Genomic DNA, 21,560 nt, shown 5'->3' on the forward strand with positions numbered 1-21,560 from the left:
GCCCCTGGCACCCCAGCGAACCGTCGCTTCAAAAAAAGGAGATTTGCGGATCTGTGTTCCAAATCCGAACTCATGAGCTTGCATTCAATCCTCCACCCACATGTGCAATCCGGGCTGTCCCGCTGCGGCGTCATTGATGCCTGGCAAAATAGGGTCTTTCGATTGAAGGCGTGGCCTGAAATCCGGTGGTTCACTAGTCCGTTCAGACTGTTTTCAAGGCTAATCTCAGTCCAAACAGACATTGGGCTAGCGTTGGGGCGGTGACACCAGCTTGGCCAGATTGGGTTGCTTGGCCTTGATCAGGCGTGTAGCGAAGTAGGTCATGTATCTGTCGATGCCCAGTTCAGCCGACAAAAGCTCTTCCATCAGTTCCTGGAAACTCGCCAGGCTGGGCGTGACAACGGTCATGACATAGTCAGAGCCGCCGCCAGTCGCGACGCAATTGATAATCGCATCTTCGGTCAGGATATGGTTTTCGAAACGCTCAAAATCAGACTTGCGATGATGTTCCAGGGAAATGGTCACGACCACGCGAGTCACATCGACGATCCGATCAAGCGCAATATCGGCATGGTAGCCGCGAATGAACCCTTCCGCGCGCAGACGGTTAAGGCGCGCCCAACACGGTGTGGCAGACAGGTTCACGATTTCGGCCAACTTGGCCTTGCTCAGTTGACCATGTTTCTGCACCGCGCTGAGTATGCGGATATCCGTCGGATCGAGGCCGGTTCGTAGTCTCATCGGACCACACTTTGCTCCCTGTCGCATAGGCGCCGCTTTCACTTTATTGCTACTTACAATTTCCAGATTTTCCAATATGGAACTTTACGATCGAAAGGGGACACGATTGCGCGGCAGCGAAGCGACCAATTCCGTCAAGAAGAATTACTTCTGGTTGGCCGCAAGGGCTTCCTGTCCCGGCGGCGCAGAAATATGGAAAGCACGCAATAAAAAAACGCCGGCTTACAAGCCGGCGTTTTCAACTCATTTGACACCGCGACGTCCTGGGAGGCGGACGGTGGTGGGTCAGTAAACCAGCCCTGTCGTCGCCGAGACGTAAAAAATCAGCCCGATCGCGATTGCTGGAAGACTTGCCGAATAGGCAAGTGTCGTCAACATGACGTGCTCCTTTGCAGTCGACATTCCGGAAACATGTCTGTCATGCAACCGCCGGTTCTCCGGCGCGTTTGACAGTCCTCATTCCGGGTCTACCCCCTGCTGTTCCAGATGTGGTGCCTGTCGTGCCGAGTTCCAGAGCCTACGTTCTCAAAAAAATGTGTGCGGCGAGAGCATAGTCGGCAAGCCCGGTGCGCGCACTGGGCAGAAACAGGGTGCGTTGGCCGTAATAGCGGCGGCCCGCCTTGCTGCCCTGGGTCAGCTCTTTCAGATCCGCAGCCCATTCCAGCTCTGTGCTAGGAGGAAGGCTGAGATCCGACGTGAACAGGCGCGCTTCGTCCAGAAGGTCGCTCGGCAACTGGACATCGGCATCAAGCACGTCGATATGACAGCCAGCCGGCGGATCGAGATACGTCAGCATGTGACGGGTACCTGTTCCGGCATCGGGCCCGGCGATCAGGATCATGTCGGCGCCCTCCTGCGCCGAGTGAATTTCTCCGGTCACACCGACATGCACCCCTTTCAGCGTTGCCAGTCCGGAGATCCGTTTCTGGGTGTCCGGCGCCGTCCCGCAAAGCAGGATCGATGTCAGGTTCCTGACATCGGCATAAGCGGAGATCAGGCGGGGAAGACGCGGATCATCGCCGATAATCAGCAGTCTGGACGTGTCTTCGCGCGACAGGTAGCCGGCGGCCAGAGCGTGCATGGCAGACGTTCGCCACACTGTCAGGCGCATGCCGTCCAGGAGGGCGATCGGCTGGCCGGCAGAGCCGGAAAACAGGAGATAGAGGCTGGCGGCCGGTCCGGGTTGTTCCGGCAGGTCGAGAGCAAGCGCACATCCGATATAGCCGCGGGAGACGTCGCCCTGAGCGGCAAAATCCGTCCAGGCGGGTTGAACCGAAAGTGCGCCGGTCAGTTGATTGACGCGGTCGATCGTCAATGTGCTGGTTTCTGGCGCGACCGTATTTGACCTGTAGGCACGGCGCAGCGTTTCAAGAACGGACCGGTCGTCAAGACAGGCGTCAATCTCGTCGCTGGAAATGATCCGCATCGGGGAGCGCCGATCAGGCGGCTGTGCGGCTGCCCGGCCCGGTCAGTCCCTTGACACCGCCGGCAGGCTGAGACGTCGTCTGCATCTCGCGCAGTTGATCTGCCTCCTTGTGCCACTTGGCAGCTTCCCGGCGCTTGGACCTGGCTTCCTTGCGCCAGCGGCCCTGCCTGGCCCAGACGGCAATACCGCCGACAACAATGCCGACGCCGAGGCTGGCAAAAATCACCCAGAACAGGGGAATGTCAGGGATGGTCAGCCGTGGGTCCTGGGGATCGAACGGGTTCAGGGACAGCGAGACCGTGTGCCGGTTTGCAACCGACAGCGGGATAAGCACCACCGCCACGGTGAACAAAATCACGTTCTTGATGAAGCTGGTCACTGCCTTCTCCCGGAACTTTCCAGATCACGGTTTCATTTTAGATGGGGTCACGTGTGCAGCGCAATCAGTCGTCGCCGTGATCCACACCATCGTTCAACCGGAGCCGCATTTCCTTGCCTGTCTTGAAAAACGGGACGTGTTTCTCGTCCACTTCCACCTTCTGGCCGGTTCTTGGATTGCGGCCGATCCGGGCGGGCCGGTTCTTCACGGAGAAGGCTCCGAAGCCACGCAGCTCGACGCGGTCGCCCCGCATGAGTGCCTCAGTGATCTCGTCCAAGATGGCGTTGACGATGTTCTCAACGTCCCGCTGATAGAGATGCGGATTTTGTTCGGCAATATGCTGAACAAGCTCAGATTTGATCATGAAGAGCCCCCTCGCTTAGCGATTATTGTCTGCCGCGTCAGAAGCCTGCCAAACGGACACGAGCCCGTCAAGCGTAAGACCCCGTGGAATCAGCCCCTTAGCGTCATTAATCGGGTCCAGAAGCGCGGAACCGATGCCTTTTCCGAATTCTCGGGAGATGCGAGAGGAGAATGGCAGCTCCTCCAGGTTCTCTTTTGTGCTCCAGGTAACGACCGGCAGGTCCTTTGCGACACCCTTCTCGGTCTCGAGCCAGGAGATCGCGGCTTTTTCGCCGCCGATGGCATCCACCAGCTTCTCGGACATCGCTTCGTGACCGGTCAGAATACGGCCGTCCGCCAGCTGCCGCGCCTTGGTGGCGTCGAGTGAGCGGCGTTCTGCCACCAGTCCGACAAACCAGTCATAGGAGTCGGTGACCAGGCTCTGCAGCATGGCCCGGGCCTCGGGGCTGACTTGAGAATAGAAATCGGGTTCCGCCTTGAGTGGTGCGCTTTTCACCGCTTCCATTTCAACGCCGACGGTTTCCAGCAGCTTCTCGATGTTGCCGAACTGGAAGAGCACACCGATCGAACCGGTGATTGTGTTGTAGCGGGCGACGATATGGTCGGCCGAAAGGGCAACCATGTAGCCGGCAGACGTGCCGATGGTGCGGATTTCCGCGACAACGGGCTTTTTCTCTGCCAATTCGCGGAGAGCTTCGTATAGCGCCTCGCCGCCGGTGGTGCTGCCGCCGGGTGAATTGATCGATATGACGACGCCCTTGACGGCCGTCGACTTGCCGATCTTCTCGATCATTTTCAGCGTCTTGCGGTCTTCGACGATAAGACCTTCGATCGGGATACGCGCCACGTGGGCAGATCGCTTGGACAGCCCGGATGCACCGGAAGCAAGCAGGATGCCGGTGACCAGCGCCGCGGCGATAACGACGAAGGTCGCAACCCGCCAGAAGGTCACTTTGCGCCTCAGGCGCCGTCTATCAACCAGGGCGTCAATATCAACCGACATGAATTCAGTGTCTCCGGCAAGCGCTTTGAAAACCAATAACCTACATAGGGTGACCTACGCAGAAAATGCAATCGGCTTATGTCGTTTTCGCATCGGAATGCGGCAGTTTGCGGCACGGATCGGAAAATTCTCCGCTATAGGGTGATCGGCGTCATCAGGGGGATCCAAGCATTGCAAGCGATGAGCGATACAATGTTAGCGGGAAGAACGCGCCGCGTGAACCGACGGAGCTGAACAGGTTCAACGCCGTGTTTCACGACCTGCTGCACGATGATGACGTTTTCCCAGGCTCAGTCTGGCAGTGGCCTTAATCCCCGAGCGGCTGAGGGCCTGTGCGCCCGTGAAAGGCAGTCAGGGAGGCCCGTATGCGGCGCAGGTTTTCCGCAGTGGTTGTGGACCGGACCTGGGCCACGGTCATGGCGATCGCATCGACAATGATCAGATGGGCATAGCGGGAGGCTGTCGGCTTGTAGATGTCCGGGTCTTCGGGCAGATCGATGAGCAGGGAGACCTTCGAGATCTGCGCAAGCCGCGATCCCTTTGGCGCGATCGCGATGGTCATGGCACCGTAGCCGCCGGCAATTTCCGCCGCGCTGACCAGTTCCTCCGCTTCCCCGCTCGCCGAGACGCACAACAGCACATCCTCCGGGCCGAGCGTTGCCGCGCGCATCTGCAGGAGATAGCTGTCCTCCAGCGCGACGGCCGGAATGCCCAGCCGGAAGAACCGGTTGGCAGCTTCGGTGGCGACCATGGAAGAGCCGCCGCCAATGCCGGCGGCCACCAGCTGCCGGCAACTGGAAATCTCCGAGACGGCCGTTTCCAGGATATCCGGGTCGACCTGGCCGCGCATGACATTCGCCGTTGCATAGAGTGCCCCGAGCACCCGGTCGACGGCCGTGTCGCTGGCCACCTGTTCGCTGGCCGGCGGCGGTGAAATATATTGCAGGCTGACGGCCAGGTTCTGGGCGAGGCGCAGCTTGAATTCCCGGAACCCGTCACAGCCGAGTGTTCTGCAGAAGCGCACAACAGTCGGAGTGCTGACGCCGACTGCCTTGGCGAGCTGGGCAATGGTCATGTCGGAGATGTCAGCCAGGTGCGCCTGAACGTAAGTGGCCACCTTCTGCTCTCGTGCAGGAAACCGTCCGTCGTGATCGCGCAGCGCGGAGATCAAATCGATGGCTGCCTGACCGCTGGAACTGTCGCCGGACGGGGTTTTGATTTTTGCCTGCACATGGATCTCCCTGGTTGCAGGATTTGTAATTTGATTACAGAAACGCGTCAATGAGGGTTTCAAACTAGCCCAAATCGCTCCCAAAGTGTAACTAAAAAACAAAAAATGCTTGACTGATGCCTCAATCTGCTTTGAAAATGTAATTAAGGTACATTTTTGAAGTTGGGGGGGGATATGCGGGACTGGGCAGCCAAGACCAGCGCGAGACTGAACAAGGGGGTGGAAGCGGTTGTGGCCTTGCTGATGGCGCTTCTGGTGCTGGACGTCTGGCTCGGTGTCGTCGACCGTTACTTCTTTCACTGGCAATTGCCGTGGCCGGAGATCATCGCGCGTTATCTGATGATCTGGGCTGCCATGCTGGCGGTCTCCTCAGGGATTGCGCGGCGGGATCACATTGGCCTCACCGCGGCAATCATGCAGGTGCCGCAAGGCCTGCGCCGCGGTGTGCTGATCGCCATCGACCTCTTTATCCTCGCCCTGTTCCTCTATGTCTTCTGGTATGGGCTCGGCTTTGCCGAAAGCGGTGCCAAACGCCAGGCCATGATCTTTGGCATCAGTCTGCAGCCCTTTTACGCAGCGATCCCGACGGCTGCAGCGCTTGCGGTCATCCAGACCGTGCTGGTCATGATCCGGGATACGGGCACCCATCTCGACAATCCTCCGTTTCAGGAGGCGTCCGCATGATTGTCGCGCTTGTTTTCATCGGCTTCGTCCTGCTTGGCATGCCCATCGGTTTTGCCATCGGAGCAGCCGGTGTCATCGGTCTGATCCACATGGGCGGTGATCAGTTCCTCGCCATCGGTCCAAGCCGGATCTTCAACGGTCTGAACATCTTTCCGTTCCTGGCCATGCCGTTCTTCATTCTGGCCGGCGAAATCATGAATCACACCGGCATCACCGATCGGCTGGTGCGCCTTGCCCAGGTGCTGGTCGGTCATTTTCGAGGCGGTCTTGCCCACACCAACATGCTTGCCTCGGTCTTTTTCGCGGGCCTGACGGGCTCTGCAACGGCGGATGCTGCTGCCTTCGGCCGCACGCTGGTGCCGGCCATGGTCAAGGAAGGCTACAAGCGCGACTATGCCTGCGCAGTGACGGCTGCAGGCTCCATCATCGGCCCGACCATTCCGCCCTCCGGACTGATGGTGGTCTACGGATCGCTGATGGGGGTCTCCATCGGCGGGCTCTTCGCGGCCGGTATTCTGCCAGGCCTGATCATCTGCCTTGTCTGTATGGCAGTTATTGCAGTCGGCGCTACGCGAAACAGCCTGCCCAAGGCGGAGCGGCGCGCGAACCTGAGAGAAATCTGGGACGTCTTCGTGTCCTCGCTGACGGCGCTTTTGATGCCGCTGATCATCCTGGGCGGTATCCTGGGGGGCGTGGTCACGCCGACCGAAGCCGCCTCGATCGCTGTCGCCTATGCGCTTTTCATCGGGGCGTTCGTCTACCGGACCCTCACAGTGAAGGCGCTTTACACCATGCTGGTGCGCACCGCACGTATCACCGGCGTCATCTTCGTGATCATCGCCTTTGCCGGCATTCTCGGCTGGTGGATGAGCTTCGAGCGCATTCCGCAACTCCTGGCGGAAACCATCCTGGGCATGGCGGACAATCGTTATCTCGTGATTGCCATCATCATCGGCTTCCTGCTGATCGTCGGCATGGTCATGGACATCACGGCGATCCTGATCATCCTGGCGCCTGTGCTGGTGCCGCTGACGGCCCAGGTCGGCCTGTCACCGATCCATGCGGGCATCATCTTCGTGCTTGCCCTCAACATCTCGTTGATGACACCGCCCGTCGGCGCCTGCCTGTTCGTCCTGTCTTCAGTTACCGGAGAAAAACTGGAACGCATTGCCATCAAGCTCGCACCGTTCCTGGTCGCCGAGGTGGCGGTCCTGTTCCTGTTTGCCTTCTGGGAAAGTGCGGCCCTGTTCCTGCCGCGCGCCTTCGGGTTCGCCCCGTAGCAAAAAACAAGAACGGCAAAAACCTGCCAAAAAACCTGCAAAAAAACCTGAAAGAGAAGTGGAGAGAATGATGAAAGCACTCGCAAAAGGACTGGCTGTCGGCCTTGTCACATCCCTGATGGCCGGCAGCGCACTTGCCGAGGGCAAGGTGCTGAAATTCGGTCACGACAATAAGACAGATCCGTTCGAGAACCCGGCGCATGCCTGCACCGCCGTCTTCTCGAACATCGTGGCGGCGGACACCAATGGCGCGGTGGAAGTGGAAGTCTTCGGTTCCAACCAGCTCGGCTCGGCCGCTGAACACGTCCAGCACGTGCGTGATGGTGTCTTGCAGGCGACGCTTACCTCCACCGGGGCGCTTGCCAGCTATTATCCGCGCGTCGACGTTCTGAACCTGCCATTTGCCTTTGCCGACAACGCGGCCACCTACGAAGTCTTCGACGGTGATTTCGGCAAGGCCCTTGCCGCCGATATCGAGGAAACACTTGGTGATGTCGTGGTGCTTGGTTTCCCGGACACGGGCGGGTTCTTTGCGGTCACCAACTCCAAGCAGCCGATCGCGTCGCTCGACGATTTTGACGGTATCCGCATTCGGACCATGACCCTGCCGTCCCATCAGACCATCATCCAGGCGCTTGGCGCGCAGGCCTATCCGCTCTCCTGGGGCGAGGTCTATTCCGGTCTGCAGACCGGCGTGATCGACGGCCAGATGAACCCGGTGCCGATCATTTCCTTCGCCAAGTTCTCAGAAGTGCAGAAGTATCTCACCCTGACCAACCATCTGTTCTCACCCTACACCTTCATGGTCAATCGCGACTTCTTTGAAGGCCTGACGGAAGATCAGCAGGAAACGCTTCGCTATGCGGCCGAAAGCTGCGTTGCCGCCAGCCGCGGCCTGTCGCGTATCATCGAGGCGTCGGACCGGGGTCTTGCGGGTCTGATGGACAAGATGGAAGTCACCGCCCTGAGCGCCGATCAGCGCGCAGCCATGGCAGCCGCAACGCAGCCGGCCTTCGAAACCCACATTGCAGAAAACCTGGACGGCAAGGCCAAAGAGCTTCTGGCGAGCTTCAAGGCGGAAGTCGAAAAGGCCAACGGCAGCGTCTACATGGACTAGGTGCCAGGAGGAATCCTGCTGCCTGAAACAAGGCCCCGCAGGCAACTGCGGGGCTTATACATTGAGAGGCCAGAGCATGTTTTTATGCTTTGGCCTCTTTGTCATTGAGGTATGGCCTTGCCTCGATGGCGCGGCAAGGACAGGACAGAACCGGAATTAAAATCCGGCTCAGTTGATCCCTGTGATCTGGATTTCGAAGATCAGGACCTTGCCTGCCAGAGGATGATTGGCGTCCAGCACGACCTCGTCGTCGGAGATCTCGACGACGGTGACGGTCATCATCTGGCCGTTATCCGTCTGGGCCTGCAGCTGCATGCCGATCTGCAGCGGCACGTTTTCCGGAATGTTCGACCGCGGTACGGCCTGGCGCGCAGCCGGATTGTGCTGGCCATAGGCGTCGTCCGGCTCGATACGGACCGTCTTCTCGTCACCCACCTTCATGCCTGGAATGGCCCGGTCGAGGCCCGGGATGATCTGGCCGGAGCCGACGGTGAATTCAAGGGGCTCCCGGCCTTCGGAACTGTCGAAGACGGACCCGTCATCCAGGGTGCCCTTGTAGTGAAGTTGAACCGTGTCGCCGGCTTTGGCTTCGGTCATGATGCGTTTCGCAATTCTGTCTCGGGGTGAGTTTTGAGGCCGCGTCAGCAGGTGCTCGTCGTAGGGGCAAGCCTAAAGTAGCAGCGCCAAATGTAAAGGGACGGGCTTTGATCGCGTGTGGGCGGGCAAAACCCGCCGGACTGCGTCGCCATTTGCCGTGAAGAGCGGGAACAGGCTGCGGACCTGCTATCCCAGCTTGAGCGTGTATTTCGGGGTGCCATAGAAGCTTAGCCAAGTGCGCTTGGCCAGGCCGTCTTTTGCAAGTTGTTTTAATGCGTCTTCCAGATCGCGTTCGCCCGGTATCCCTATGTCTGCGGCAAGGTCATCCTTGTCCCGATCTGCTTCCATGGCCGCAATGACGGCAGCGGCCGACATGGCTTCGGACTTGGAAAACATGTAGGCCAGTGCGTCGCGTACATCCTCGCCAAAGCCCGCATAGATCAACAGCTGGGCGCGCCGGGTGAAGGTTTGCAGCACGGTTCGGCTGACCGCTTCCATCAACTGTTTGCGTGTTCCGGCAAACAGTCCGGGAATTCCCTCCCACAGCAGCTTGAGGCCCCACCGCGCTGCGCGGCCGGGAATATGGACCTCGAACAGGCGTTTGGCGACCTTGTCGAAGCGGATGTCTGCCTGGTCCTTCATGCGCATCAGGGCCGCAGGGGAGATGACCGGCCATTGTGGTTCCTGGATCGCATCAATCAGCGGGTCGCCGTTGGCGTCGGTCAGCGGCACCGGATTGACGATCCGGCGCACAAGATTGTCGTGTTGCCTGATCTCGTGGGCCTTGCCCGCCTGGCGCTTGGCGCGTGCCGCCCTGGCGTCATCATGGCCGTCTCCCAACTGCAGCACAGGATTGTCCGCATCCAGAAGAAAAGCCGTTTCCAGGAACCTCTGGCAATTGCGCTGCCCAAGAACAAAGTCATGCGCTCGGAAGCTTTCATCGAAGAACCCGCTGAAACCGCTCAAGGTTCCACAGGCGATGGCATCCGCCCCGCGCAGTTTCTTGCCCGTGTTGCGCGGATCCTTCCGGCTGGGGGCGACCAGAAACCTGGAATAGACGGTTTCTTCCTGCGCATTGAGAAGTTCGCTTTGTTTGAACCGTGCCTGGCTGATGAGGGTCGGCAGAAGTTTGCCAACGCTGATCAGGAGGGAGCCAAGTTTTTCGGCAGCCTTTTTGGTCATGGCTTCATAGCGGGCGCCTTCCGGGAAAGGATCGATCATGATGACCGCGCGGTCTGCGCGGTCGCCCTCTCGTGGATTGTCGAGCAGCTTTGTGTCACCGGCATCGGATGTGACCGAGCGGCGAATGGCAAAGCGGGCAAGTTCAAAGGGTTCGTTGTTGATGACGCCGCCATCAACGGAGATATACGGGGTCTTCTCGTTGGCGTTCTGAGTTTCATCGCCAAAGTCGGGACGTGGCAACGGATTTGCAAAATGCTCCGGCAATTCCAGCGGCAAGGCGCCGCCTTCGCAATAGTTGTCTACCGGATCCAGAGAACCAAGTTGACGTGCGGTCGCATCCACATATCGGGGCGCCAGGCCGAGCGGAAACGCTCCCGATGCAATCGAGGCCACCGTCAGGGCGTACCAGGAGGACTTTTTGTCGGACAGGAAGGGAACGTGTCCCGCCGGATCGCTCTGCCTGGGATCGAGCGTGATACCCTGATCCTGCCATCGGTCCAGCCATGGAGACGGATAGGCGGTTGTTCCGAGGTCCTTGATCCGGAAATGGCGCACCACGTCGTGTTTCTGCATCCAGTAGCCGTCGTCCTTGCCGGAAAACTGGACTTCATAGACCACGCCGTTCAGGCTCGTATTGGTGATGAACACATCCAGGTCGGCCGCCAGGAAATCGTAGTGCATGCCTTCTGCAAGCGCATTGATGCCTTCGAGGCTTGGGCTTGCTGCTTCGTCGATATGGGTGCTGTCGAGAACGGAAGACACATAAGGTGTTTCGGGAATGCCGGGCTGGCCGATCAGAAGCTTGTCCGGATCGTCGAGATCCACAGTGCCGAGGAACCCCTCGAAGGTCTGGCTACCGGCTTTTTGCTCCCAAAGCGTGATGTTCTTGACCCAGGCATCGAAGATCGGCGCCAGGGCGTAGTGGCATTTCGCTGGTTGCTGACTTGCTCCACTGGCAGATGCCGCGGACGTGCCAGGCGCGGTTTTGTAAGGAAAGGAATAACCTGCCTGCAAACGGCCCGGGTTGTCCTTTCGGGCCTTGATGAGGCTTGCGATGGCAAGGCCGATGCACATGCCCCCTGCCGAGGCGCCTGTCATGGACTTGATGACCACCTTGTGCCGGGGAGCGGTGCTGCCGTCGTCGTCCTTGTGCTTTTCCACCAGGTCGTTGTGGGCATCGACCGCCCGAAACAGATAGTCGAGCACACCGGCCGTATAGGCGCCGGCAGAGACGGCGCCTGCCATGGTCAAGCCGATAACAAAAACCGGAAAATCGTCCTTGTCGCGCTCGAACGGTTCGCTCGAAACGTCTGACCCATTTGTGCTGTCCGTCACGCCAATGCTCCCCCGATAGATCGGCGCCGTTCCGCCAACCGGCTGCCCAAATCTGCTGCAGCAGGAGAGGGACAGCCGTGGCAACTATTCTATAAATTGCGTGAGAAAAGCAATGCTCGCATTGGTTAAACTTTTTGTCTGCCGTGTTCTTTCGTTTTGGGCATCAGCAACCGTCTTTCCGATGGCCGCGCAATGGTGCGCGGCTGAGATCGTTGACGGCGTCGGTCGCCTTGCGCAGCAAGTGCAGAAAGGTGTCGGCTTCTTCTTTTTCCAGGCCGCTGAGCATCACATCTTGCGCTGTTGCGACGGCTGGAGTGAGTGTTCCAAGAGCGGCGTGGCCCTCTGGCGTCATATGCAGGACGCGCGCACGGCGGTCTTTTTCGCTCACCTCGCGTGATAGAAAGCCCTTCTGCACCAGGCGGTCGACCACACCGGCGATCGTGGTCCGGTCATAGGCAATCAGCCCGGCGAGGGTGATCTGGTCGATGCCGGGCCAGGCCGCAACCGTCACAAGAGCCGCAAATTGCACCGGTGTCACGTCAAAACCTGTTGCCTCGACTTCAGCATGAAACACGGCAACGGCGATCTGCTGCAATCGCCGGATCAGGTGTCCAGGCATATCGTTCAGGTGGGTCATGTTCGTCTCCCGGCTTAAAAGATCAGTATACTGATTAAATTTGACGCTCTCCATTTAGTCAGTATACTGATTAAATCGAATGCGTCGAGGGACCTGCCACGAAGGGAGGTCTTGAAGGGAACGGGCTCGCCGGTTGGCACGCGGTCGGGAAGCCGACAATGACAGCGTGAAGTCGGCACATTCAGAACCCGGATCCGAGTTGGGAGGACATCGCGTCATGCAGTTTCATCTGAACGGTTTCAAGGCAGGGGACCCGGCGATCTCAGAGAGAACCGGAAGTCCCGCGAGTTCGGAAAACGTTCCGGAGGAAGTTGATGTGCTGATCGTCGGTTGTGGCCCGGCAGGCCTGACTCTGGCCGCTCAGCTGGCCGCGTTCCCGGAGATCCAAACTCGGATCGTCGAACAAAAGCCCGGGCCATTGAAGCTGGGACAGGCGGATGGGATCGCCTGTCGGACCATGGAAATGTTCAACGCCTTTGGTTTTGCCGAACGGGTCGAAAGGGAGGCCTACTGGGTCAATGAAACCGTTTTCTGGAAACCGGATCCGGAGGAGCCCTCCCGGATAGCACGCAGCGGCCGGGTTCAGGATGTTGAGGACGGCCTTTCGGAGTTCCCCCATGTGATCCTGAATCAGGCCCGCGTGCATGACCATTTTCTGGAGATCATGAAGAACGCGCCCAACCGCCTGGAGCCGGATTACCACCGCAAGCTGACAAGCCTTGAGATCGACCCGGCACCAACGGCAGAAGATCATCCTGTGACAGTGCGTCTTGAACGAATGGACGCGGGCCACGAAGGTGAGGTCGAAACCGTCCGCGCCAGATATGTTGTCGGCTGCGACGGTGCACGGAGCGTTGTGCGCAAATTGTTGGGCGGGGAACTCAAGGGCGACAGCGCCAACCAGGCCTGGGGTGTCATGGACGTGCTTGCGGTCACCGATTTCCCGGATATCCGCTACAAGGCCCTGGTGCAGTCCGCGGCCGAAGGCAGCATCCTGATCATTCCGCGCGAGGGCGGTTACCTCGTGCGCATTTATGTGGAACTCGACAAGCTGAAGCCGGATGAGCGCGTAGCCAACCGGAACATCACGGTTGACTACCTTATCGACGCCGCCCGCCGCATATTGGCGCCCCATACGCTGGAGGTGAAGGAAGTTGCCTGGTGGTCGGTTTACGAGATCGGCCAGCGGATCTGCGACACGTTCGACGATGTGCCGCCGGATCAGGGGGGGAGCGCCTGCCGCGGGTCTTCATTGCAGGCGATGCCTGCCACACACACAGCCCCAAGGCTGGGCAGGGCATGAATGTCTCCATGCAGGATACATTCAATCTCGGCTGGAAACTGGCCCATGTGCTGACCGGTCGGAGCGGACCGGACCTGCTCTCGACCTACTCGGCCGAGCGGCGGGCGATCGCCCAGACGCTGATCGATTTCGACCGCGACTGGGCGCGTCTGGTCAGTGCGCCCGTGAAGTCTGAGCAAAACCCGGATGGGGTCGACCCGGCGGACGTGCAGAAATACTTTGTCCAGCACGGCCGATACACGGCAGGCACGGCAACCTTGTATCAGCCGTCCGTTCTGACCGGTGATGGCGCGCACCAGCACCTGGCCAGGGGCTTTGTCACCGGCATGCGGTTTCATTCGGCACCGGTCATTCGCCTTGCCGATGCCAAACCGGTTCATCTGGGGCATGTGATTGAGGCGGATGGCCGCTGGCGGATCTTCGCCTTTGGTGGTCGCACGGATCCGGCCGGTTCTGGCTGCGGCGTTCGAAGCCTTTGCGATTTTCTGCAGTCCGATCCGGCTTCTCCGGTGCTGCGTCACACGAGGACGGGGGAGGATCCGGATTCAATCCTTGATGTGCGCACTATTTTTCAGCAGGGACACCGCGACCTCGCGCTTGAAAAAATGCATGCTTTCCTGCTGCCGGAAAAGGGACGCTACGGTCTCAAGGACTATGAAAAGATCTTCTGCCCGGATCTGAAGGACGGTCCGGACATTTTTGATCTGCGTGGCATTGATCGTGACACCGGCTGCCTGGTGATCGTGCGCCCCGACCAGTATGTCGCCGAAATCCTGCCACTGGAGGCGCATGCCGAGCTGTCTGCCTTTTTCGATCGGGTGCTTTTGCATCGGAACTGAAAAAGCCCGGCAATTTGCCGGGCTTTCAAACTGCTGACAAACCCTCAGCGCGTCATTCCGGACAAGTGCAGCGTGGCTGCGCGCCGATCCGGAACCCAGCGGATCAGCGCGAGTGGAAGCGAGCACAAAACCAATCAAGCGTCTGACTTTATTGATAAAGTCGCGCCTGCTGCGCGAAGTATTCACTGGGTTCCGGATCTGGCCATGCAGCTACGCTGCAGACCGTCCGGAATGACGGAGTGACTTTGTTAAAAACCTGAAAGCCCGGCAATTTGCCGGGCTTTGTCGCGACGGTGGATCAATCCGTCCACCTCACCGGATTTCACCGTGCGGGAAGCGGGATCCATTCGGCGACGGCCACGTCGGCATGCTGGAACTGCGGCATCTTCTTGCCGAGGTCATCCATGTTCTTGACGTCCTGCTCGTTCAGGAAGTCCTGCGTGATGAGCGTCGGCGGCACGATCACCTGAGCTCCCGGATTGTGGCCGGCCAGCATCAGGGCAAGGCTCCGGACGCTGACTTCACCGACAACGGCCGGGTTGGTCGCAACGGTTGACTTCCAGGCGGAATCCGGTTCGCGCATTGCCGAAATGTCGGCAGTGGAGACATCAGCGGAATAGATCGAGATGTCCTGATTGAGACCGGCTTCGTCAACGGCAATCTTCACGCCCTTGGCGAACTCGTCATAGGGAGCAAAGACCACATTGATCGTCGGGTTGGCCTGCAGCACGGACCGGGCCTGGTTGGCCACGGAGTTGGCGATCGGGTTGTCGAGCGTGCCGAACATGGCCGCTTCCTTGATGCCCGGATTGGCGTCCTTCACTTCCTTCCAGGCAACGTCCCGGCGGTCGAGCGGTGCAATGCCGGGCACATAGACATAGCCGGCGGTAAAGCTGTCGCCATTGTCCTTGATGGCCTGTTCCAGGGCCAGTTTGCCCAGGAGGTAATCCGACTGTTCGATCTGCGGAATGGCCTCGTTCTCGACATTGACGTCAAAGGCAACCACCTTGATGCCTGCATCGACAGCGCGCTGGGCGGCGGCTTTCATGGATTCCGTCAGGCCGTGCTGAATGATGATGCCGTCGACTTCCAGGGCAATGGCCTGGTCCACCATGTCGGCCTGCAGCGCGGCGTCCTGGCGGCTGTCGAAGACGCGCAGATCGACACCAAGGGCTTCTGCCTGGCGCTCGACACCGGCAAGGTAGGACTGGAAGAAGTCACCGGTCGACAGGTAGCGCACAAGCGCGATCTTGACGTCTTCCGGCTTGTCGAACGGGGCCGGCATGTCGGCTGCGAACGCACTTCCTCCGGTCATCGCGACGCCGGCTGCGACCGCGAGCTTGATGAATTCCCTTCTCAACATATTGCTTCCTCCCTATCAGAGCGGCGCCTTTAGGGCGTCACGTTGTTCTCCTGCCGCCGCGGCGCGACGACAGGTAGAATGTGAAGACAAGGGCCGCGACCAGAACGGCGCCCTTGACGAAATCCTGCATGTAGTAAGGGGCGTTCATCATGGTGAGCCCCTGAAGAAGAATGCCGACGAACAGTGCACCGGCGGCGGTACCGAAGGCGTTTGGCCGGGCAGCACCCAGAACGGCAAATCCGATCAGTGCGGCCGCAACACTGTCCAGAAGCAGGTTGTTGCCGGAGGCAATGTCGCCGCGGCCGAGGCGTGCGGCCAAAAGGATGCCACCGACCGAGGCCAGCATGCCGGAGATCATGTAGGCGATGATCTTGTAGCGCTGGACATTCGTGCCGACGAGACCGGCCGCCCGTTCATTGGAGCCGATGGCATACATCAGCCTGCCGTGGCGGGTGTAGCCGAGGAACAGCCAGATGAAGAGGGCAATCAGCAGGAACACGACCACCGGGACCGGCAGCAGCCGGTCGAGGAACAGATCGAACCGGTGCCGGCCAAGCCAGAGAAAGGCTGCGGAAAAGGTGCCTTCCGCGACCGATCCATCAGGAAGGCTCATGCCGGTGGCGATCGAATTGCCCTGGGTCGGAATGCGTTGAAGACCGATCAGAAGGAACATCATGCCGAGCGTGGCAAGCAGGTCGGGAACGCGCATCTTGACGATCAGCAGCCCGTTGACCAGGCCGACGAGCGCCCCCATGGCAAGGCACAGGCCGACGGCGACAATCGCAGGCTGCTCCAGGATCACCATGGAATAGGCGGACAGCATCAGGGCGGATGTGGCAACGGAACCGATCGACAGGTCGAAACCGCCGACGACCAGGGTGCAGGTCACGCCGAGCGCGAGAATGCCGGTGATGGCGACGGACTGAAAGATGAAGACCGCAGAGCGCGGGCTGGCAAATCCGCTCGCATAAAGGCTGAAGAACACGGCCAGCCCGAAGAGAAGGACGAGAAAACCGTATCGGATGGCGAGTTCGAGTGCGTTCTTGTTCATGAGCTTTTGTTTATCCCGCCAGGGCTTGTGTCTGGGTCTGGTCCGGGCCGGAGACATCGGCAACCAGACTGTTCAGATCGACATTTTCATTGAGGTATTCGCCGGAAATCTCGGCCTCGTGCAGAACGATGATCCGGTCCGCGATTTCGAGGGCCTCGTCGATTTCGGCGACGAAGACGAGTGTGGTGCGATCGGCGGCGCTCTGCCGGATGTACCGCCCGATATCGCGGCGCGCTCCAATGTCGACGCCCTGGAAAGGCTCGTCCAGAAGCAGGACGCGGGAAGCCTTGAGCAACCAGCGTCCGATCATCACCTTCTGCTGGTTTCCGCCCGACAGGGTGGAGATGTCGTCGCGGTCGCTCTGGCAGACCACGCCCAGCCTGTCGATCATGTCGCTCGTAGCCCGCCTTTGTCCGCGGTCGCTCAGAAACGAGAACCGGCTGAACGCCCCCAGGAACGGCAGGGTCATGTTGTTGGCGATGTCGAAATCCGCGATCACGGCATTCACGGAGCGGTCCTTGGGAGACATGAAGACCCCTTGCGACACGGCATCTGCCGCTCCCTTGGGCCGATACGGTCGACCATCCAGCTTCAGGCTGCCGGCGGCAGGCGCTGCCCGGCCGAAAATGACTTCGGCGAGCTCGGTGGTGCCGCTGCCCAGAAGGCCGGTGACGGCGATGACCTCGCCCTCGCGCGCGGTCAGGTTGATCGCCGGACTGCCCTCGAAAAGACGCAACCCGCTGATTTCAAGGACCGGAGCCCCACCCTGGACCGGGGTGATGTCGACCTCGGTCATCTGATGGCCGAGCATTGCATTGACCGCGCCGACATAATCAAGCGGCTCATTCTCGAACAGGCCGGAAATCGCCCCGTCCCGCATGGACACGATCCTGTCGGCGACGCGGCGGATATCGGACATGCGGTGGGAAATGTAGAGAATGGCGACGCCTTCCGCCCGCAGCCTGTCGATCAGGGAAAAGAGGCGTTCTGCCTCCGAGGCCGAAAGGGAGGAGGTGGGCTCGTCCAGAATGAGCAGTTTCGGCGCCCGGGCCATGGCGCGGGCAATCGCTATCATCTGACGGTCGGCGACATCGAGGTCCGCGACCCGCGTGCGCACATCCATGTCGAGTCCCATGCTGCGGGCAACGTCGCGCGCCTGCTGGCGCAGTTTGCGGTCGTTCACGAACAGGCCTGCGCCGGGTTCCGTCAGACGGTCCAGCGTCAGGTTGGTCGCCACATCAAGGTCCGGAATGACACCGTCGTCGATGGACTGGTGCACTGTCACGACGCCCTTCGAGATGGCGTCAGCCGGATCGGCAGGCTCATAGTGCGCGCCGTTGAGAACGAGGTTCCCGGCGTCCGCGAAATGATAGCCGCAGAGAATTTTCACGAGCGTGGACTTGCCGGCGCCATTGGCGCCCATCAGGGCCGTGACCTCGCCGGCGCGCAGCTCCAGATCGATGCCGCGCAGCACGTGGTTCTGCCCGAAGGACTTCTCCAGTCCGCTCAGTTTGCAGGTGACCTCTACCACCTTTCCTCCCAATTCCAGGCGAGCATGGCTCTCGCTTGAAACCGTTACAGCATGTAAAATAGTCATTTGTCAACAGCATTGACTTTTGAACAAAACTGCCTTTTAGTCGGGGCAAATCGGGAGGAAAGAGCAAAAAGATGGACAAGCCAGATCAGTATCGGGCGCTGACGCCCGAGGAACTCGGGGCGCGCCTGGCCGCGGTTCCCGCCATTGCTGAGAGGGTTGGGGCCGACCCGGCGAACTGGAAGGTGCAGGAAGTCGGCGACGGCAATCTGAACCTGGTGTTTATCGTCGAAGGCCCGCAAGGCACGGTGATCGTCAAGCAGGCCCTGCCCTATGTCCGTCTGGTCGGTGACAGCTGGCCCCTGCCGCTCTATCGCGCCTACTATGAGAACCACGCCCTTGTGCGTCAGGCCGAGCGCGATCCGGGCGCGGTGCCCGAGATCTACCATTTTGACGAGGCCCAGGCCCTGATCGTCATGGAATTCCTGGCGCCGCACAAGATCCTGCGGCGCAAGCTGATCGACGGCGAGACCGTTGACGGGCTGGGGGCCTTTCTGGGCCGCTTTTGCGCGCGCACGGCCTTTCGCGGGTCCGAACTCTCCATGAAAAGCGCCGACAAGAAACAAGATGTCGGCCTGTTCTCGGGCAACGTGGAGATCCCGGCCATCACCGAAGCGCTGGTCTTCACCGATCCCTATTTCGGCGCGGAAATGAACCACCACACGGAGGGGCTTGATCCCGTGGTGGAGCAGCTGCGGTCGGATGCGCAGCTGAAGGCGCGCGTCCAGCGCCTCTTGATGAAATTCGCGTCGAACACCGAAACCATGGTGCATGGAGATCTGCACAGCGGCTCGATCATGTCGACGGACAGCGACAGCCGGGTCATCGATCCAGAATTCGTACAATACGGCCCGATGGGTTTCGACCTCGGCATGCTGACTGCCAATTTCCTGATGGCCTATTTCAGCCAGCCCGCGCATCGCAGCGCTGATGAGCTTGAGAGTTATCAGGACTGGATCCTCGCGGTCGTGGAGGAAACCCTGGCCGAGTTTGATGCCGAGTTCCGGCGCCTCTGGGACACTGAACGTACCGGCATGCTCTATCCGGCGAGCCTGTTTGAAGACCAGGGACACGCGTCCCATGAGGCCTGTGCCGCTCTGCTTGCCGAAATTCGCGCCGAGGCCCTTGGTTTTTGCGGGATCGAGATGCACCGGCGCACGCTCTCCCTTGCGCACAATGCCGACTTTGAGGATATCGAAGACACGGGTCTGAAACGCCGCCTGGAAGCGCGCAATCTTGCCATGGGCGCCGACCTCATTCGCACTGCCGAAACGCTTGGCAACACAAAAGAACTTCTCGATCTTGCCCGCCTCTATAACGCAAAGGACGTCCTATGAAGGTCAACGGCACACATTACCGCTCGCTCTGGTGGGACGCGGACAAGGGGGCCTTGCAGATCATCGATCAGCGGTGGCTGCCGCACGAGTTTCGCATCCAGCATGTCGACACATTGCAGGACTTTGCCGACGCGATTGTTGAAATGCGTGTGCGCGGCGCGCCGCTGATCGGCGCGACGGCGGCTTATGGCATGGCCCTGGCGGCCCGGCTTGACCCCTCGGATGCCCATCTGGACGAAGCCTTCGCCTTTCTCGACAAGACCCGCCCGACGGCAATCAATCTGCGGTGGGCCCTCACGCGCTGCAGGACGTATTTAAAGACGCTTGCCGAGGCCGATCGCGCTGAGGCCGCGTTGAAGCTCGCCCATGAGATTTCCGATGAAGACGTTGAAATCAACCGCAACATCGGCCTGAACGGTCTGGAGATCATCCGGGAGATTGCTGCCAGGAAAAAGAACGGAGAGCCGGTCCGGATCCTGACCCATTGCAACGCCGGCTGGATTGCAACGGTTGACTGGGGAACCGCGACCAGCCCCATGTACCAGGCCCATGACGCGGGCATCCCGATCCATGTCTGGGTCGACGAAACCCGGCCGCGCAATCAGGGCGCCCTGACCTCCTGGGAACTGGGTAGTCACGGCATTCCGCATACCTACATCACCGACAATGCCGGCGGACATCTGATGCAGCACGGCCAGGTCGACCTCGTGATCGTCGGAACCGACCGCACCACGCGCAGGGGAGATGTGTGCAACAAGATCGGCACCTACCTGAAAGCCCTGGCGGCCAGGGCCAACGATGTTCCCTTTTATGTCGCCCTGCCGTCGCCGACCATCGACTGGACGGTGGATAATGGCGTCGCTGAAATCCCGATCGAGGAACGCCTTGAACGGGAAGTGACCCATGTCCAGGGGCTGACAGAGGCCGGCGAGATCGCGCAGGTGCAGGTGACGCCGGTCGGCACGCCCGGCGGCAACCCGGCCTTTGACGTAACGCCGAACCATCTGGTGACCGGTCTGATCACGGAACGTGGCATCTGTCAGGCAAGCGCGGACGGGCTCGCCGAACTGTTTCCCGATCTCAGCAGCCTCAAAGAGAGCGCATGACGGGCGGCGGCGCCAGATCCAGGCCGCCGGAGGGAAAGGCGGCCATTCGCGCAAGATCCCAGGACGAAGCGATCATCGAAGTCACTTGGTGCTATTACCAGGAAGGCATGAACCAGAATGAGATCGCCGAGCGCCTGGGCATATCGCGGGCGACGGTCGTCAACTATCTGTCCGAGGCGCGCCGGCGCGATTATGTGCGCATCAGTCTCGATACGGATATCTTCCGGAACCAGGAGCTGGCGCGCGCGCTCGTTGACCGTTTCGGGCTGCAGGACGCCATCGTGGTGCCGTCAGCGCCCGGAGAGCCGGACCCGTCACTCGACCGGGTGACGCGGGTGGTGGCGGACTGGCTGCCCAGCCTGCTGGAGCCTGGGGACCGGCTTGGCGTTGCCTGGGGCGAGACCGTCTACCGGGTGGCTGAAGCCGCCCCCAGAACCACCGTGGAAGACCTGACCGTGGTGCAGCTGGTCGGGTCCCGTCCGGCGGCCCTCGGCTTTGCGGCCGAGACCTGTTCGGCGACCCTGGCGCGCCGCTACGGAGCACATTGCGTCAACCTGCATGTGCCGTTGCTGCTGTCGGAGCGTGATCTCGCCGAACGCCTCAAGCAGGAGCCGGTGATCCGGATGCAGCTCGACGCCGTTGCCGACTGCAACAAGACCCTCTTTGCCTGCGGCACCTGCACCGCGGACAGTCACGTGGTGCACACGGGGCTCCTGGATCCGTCCGACATCGAGGCATGCGCCTCGAAAGGAGCGACCGGTGTGATTTGCGGGCGGCTCATCGATCAGGACGGCAAGGGTCTTAACCGGGAGATCGAGGATCGCATGATTGCGGTCACCCTGGAACAGATGCGCGGCAAGGACATGGGACTGCTCGTCGGCGCCGGCGCAAACCGGGCAAGGCCGATGCTGGCTGCCATTCGCGGCGGCTATGCCACCCATGTCGCGACCTGTTCCCGAACCGCCGCAGAAATGCTCAATCTCGCGTGACAC

The 21,560-nt window shown here is 60.3% G+C and carries 18 protein-coding genes and 1 pseudogene; 7 read left to right on the forward strand and 12 right to left on the reverse strand.

Annotation, left to right across the window (positions count from 1 at the left end):
• Nucleotides 1–246 precede the first annotated feature (246 nt).
• The 6 genes from CHH27_RS22185 to CHH27_RS22210 form a co-directional block, all read right to left on the reverse strand.
• Nucleotides 247–741 (reverse strand): Lrp/AsnC family transcriptional regulator, encoded by a 495-nt coding sequence (locus CHH27_RS22185; RefSeq protein ID WP_094073522.1) that lies wholly within the window; start codon nucleotides 739–741, stop codon nucleotides 247–249.
• Between the two features lie 517 nt (nucleotides 742–1,258).
• Nucleotides 1,259–2,167: an ornithine cyclodeaminase gene (locus tag CHH27_RS22190; protein ID WP_094073523.1), complete on the reverse strand. Its 909-nt coding sequence runs from the start codon at nucleotides 2,165–2,167 to the stop codon at nucleotides 1,259–1,261.
• Nucleotides 2,168–2,180: 13 nt separating this feature from the next.
• A complete protein-coding gene (locus CHH27_RS22195) occupies nucleotides 2,181–2,546 on the reverse strand; it encodes a LapA family protein (protein ID WP_094073524.1) in 366 nt (121 codons plus the stop codon).
• A 64-nt stretch (nucleotides 2,547–2,610) separates the two neighbouring features.
• A complete protein-coding gene (locus tag CHH27_RS22200) occupies nucleotides 2,611–2,910 on the reverse strand; it encodes an integration host factor subunit beta (RefSeq protein ID WP_094073525.1) in 300 nt (99 codons plus the stop codon).
• Between the two features lie 15 nt (nucleotides 2,911–2,925).
• The gene (gene sppA, locus CHH27_RS22205; RefSeq protein ID WP_094074939.1) at nucleotides 2,926–3,912 is read right to left on the reverse strand and encodes a signal peptide peptidase SppA; all 987 of its coding nucleotides are present in this window, start codon (nucleotides 3,910–3,912) and stop codon (nucleotides 2,926–2,928) included.
• A gap of 307 nt (nucleotides 3,913–4,219) precedes the next feature.
• Complete coding sequence (locus CHH27_RS22210; protein ID WP_094073526.1) at nucleotides 4,220–5,143, reverse strand: MurR/RpiR family transcriptional regulator; 924 nt, start codon at nucleotides 5,141–5,143, stop codon at nucleotides 4,220–4,222.
• A 174-nt stretch (nucleotides 5,144–5,317) separates the two neighbouring features.
• Here CHH27_RS22210 and CHH27_RS22215 point away from each other — a divergent pair, with 174 nt between their 5' ends.
• The 3 genes from CHH27_RS22215 (at nucleotide 5,318) to CHH27_RS22225 (ending at nucleotide 8,224) form a co-directional block, all read left to right on the forward strand.
• Nucleotides 5,318–5,827, forward strand: coding sequence for a TRAP transporter small permease (locus CHH27_RS22215; protein WP_094073527.1), 510 nt, complete (start codon nucleotides 5,318–5,320; stop codon nucleotides 5,825–5,827).
• Nucleotides 5,824–7,107 (forward strand): TRAP transporter large permease, encoded by a 1,284-nt coding sequence (locus CHH27_RS22220; protein WP_094073528.1) that lies wholly within the window; start codon nucleotides 5,824–5,826, stop codon nucleotides 7,105–7,107. Before CHH27_RS22215 ends, CHH27_RS22220 begins: the two co-directional genes overlap by 4 nt.
• Before the next feature lie 70 nt (nucleotides 7,108–7,177).
• Entirely contained in the window at nucleotides 7,178–8,224 is a 1,047-nt protein-coding gene (locus tag CHH27_RS22225; RefSeq protein ID WP_094074940.1) for a DctP family TRAP transporter solute-binding subunit, read from the forward strand.
• Nucleotides 8,225–8,392: 168 nt separating this feature from the next.
• Here the strand turns inward: CHH27_RS22225 and CHH27_RS22230 are convergent, their stop codons facing one another.
• The 3 genes from CHH27_RS22230 to CHH27_RS22240 form a co-directional block, all read right to left on the reverse strand.
• Complete coding sequence (locus tag CHH27_RS22230; protein WP_094073529.1) at nucleotides 8,393–8,821, reverse strand: peptidylprolyl isomerase; 429 nt, start codon at nucleotides 8,819–8,821, stop codon at nucleotides 8,393–8,395.
• A gap of 186 nt (nucleotides 8,822–9,007) precedes the next feature.
• The gene (locus CHH27_RS22235) at nucleotides 9,008–11,338 is read right to left on the reverse strand and encodes a hypothetical protein (RefSeq protein WP_157739041.1); all 2,331 of its coding nucleotides are present in this window, start codon (nucleotides 11,336–11,338) and stop codon (nucleotides 9,008–9,010) included.
• A gap of 163 nt (nucleotides 11,339–11,501) precedes the next feature.
• On the reverse strand, nucleotides 11,502–11,975 hold the full coding sequence (locus CHH27_RS22240) for a MarR family winged helix-turn-helix transcriptional regulator (RefSeq protein WP_094073531.1): 474 nt from the start codon (nucleotides 11,973–11,975) through the stop codon (nucleotides 11,502–11,504).
• A gap of 217 nt (nucleotides 11,976–12,192) precedes the next feature.
• Between CHH27_RS22240 and CHH27_RS22245 the strand changes: the two are divergent.
• A pseudogene (locus CHH27_RS22245) lies at nucleotides 12,193–14,117 on the forward strand (FAD-binding monooxygenase).
• A gap of 322 nt (nucleotides 14,118–14,439) precedes the next feature.
• Here the strand turns inward: CHH27_RS22245 and CHH27_RS22250 are convergent.
• From CHH27_RS22250 to CHH27_RS22260, 3 genes are all read right to left on the reverse strand, one after another.
• On the reverse strand, nucleotides 14,440–15,432 hold the full coding sequence (locus tag CHH27_RS22250; RefSeq protein ID WP_247646321.1) for a substrate-binding domain-containing protein: 993 nt from the start codon (nucleotides 15,430–15,432) through the stop codon (nucleotides 14,440–14,442).
• An 85-nt stretch (nucleotides 15,433–15,517) separates the two neighbouring features.
• A complete protein-coding gene (locus CHH27_RS22255) occupies nucleotides 15,518–16,531 on the reverse strand; it encodes an ABC transporter permease (protein WP_094073533.1) in 1,014 nt (337 codons plus the stop codon).
• 10 nt (nucleotides 16,532–16,541) lie between these two features.
• Nucleotides 16,542–18,062, reverse strand: coding sequence for a sugar ABC transporter ATP-binding protein (locus tag CHH27_RS22260; protein ID WP_247646144.1), 1,521 nt, complete (start codon nucleotides 18,060–18,062; stop codon nucleotides 16,542–16,544).
• 137 nt (nucleotides 18,063–18,199) lie between these two features.
• Here CHH27_RS22260 and mtnK point away from each other — a divergent pair, with 137 nt between their 5' ends.
• The 3 genes from mtnK to CHH27_RS22275 are packed head-to-tail and all read left to right on the forward strand — an operon-like array spanning nucleotide 18,200 to nucleotide 21,557.
• Entirely contained in the window at nucleotides 18,200–19,462 is a 1,263-nt protein-coding gene (gene mtnK, locus CHH27_RS22265; RefSeq protein WP_094073535.1) for an S-methyl-5-thioribose kinase, read from the forward strand.
• On the forward strand, nucleotides 19,459–20,568 hold the full coding sequence (gene mtnA / locus CHH27_RS22270) for an S-methyl-5-thioribose-1-phosphate isomerase (RefSeq protein WP_094073536.1): 1,110 nt from the start codon (nucleotides 19,459–19,461) through the stop codon (nucleotides 20,566–20,568). Before mtnK ends, mtnA begins: the two co-directional genes overlap by 4 nt.
• Complete coding sequence (locus CHH27_RS22275) at nucleotides 20,565–21,557, forward strand: sugar-binding transcriptional regulator (RefSeq protein WP_094073537.1); 993 nt, start codon at nucleotides 20,565–20,567, stop codon at nucleotides 21,555–21,557. Before mtnA ends, CHH27_RS22275 begins: the two co-directional genes overlap by 4 nt.
• Nucleotides 21,558–21,560: the final 3 nt, after the last annotated feature.

Origin of the sequence: Labrenzia sp. VG12 (assembly GCF_002237595.1) — a bacterium.
Classification (GTDB): Bacteria; Pseudomonadota; Alphaproteobacteria; order Rhizobiales; family Stappiaceae; genus Roseibium.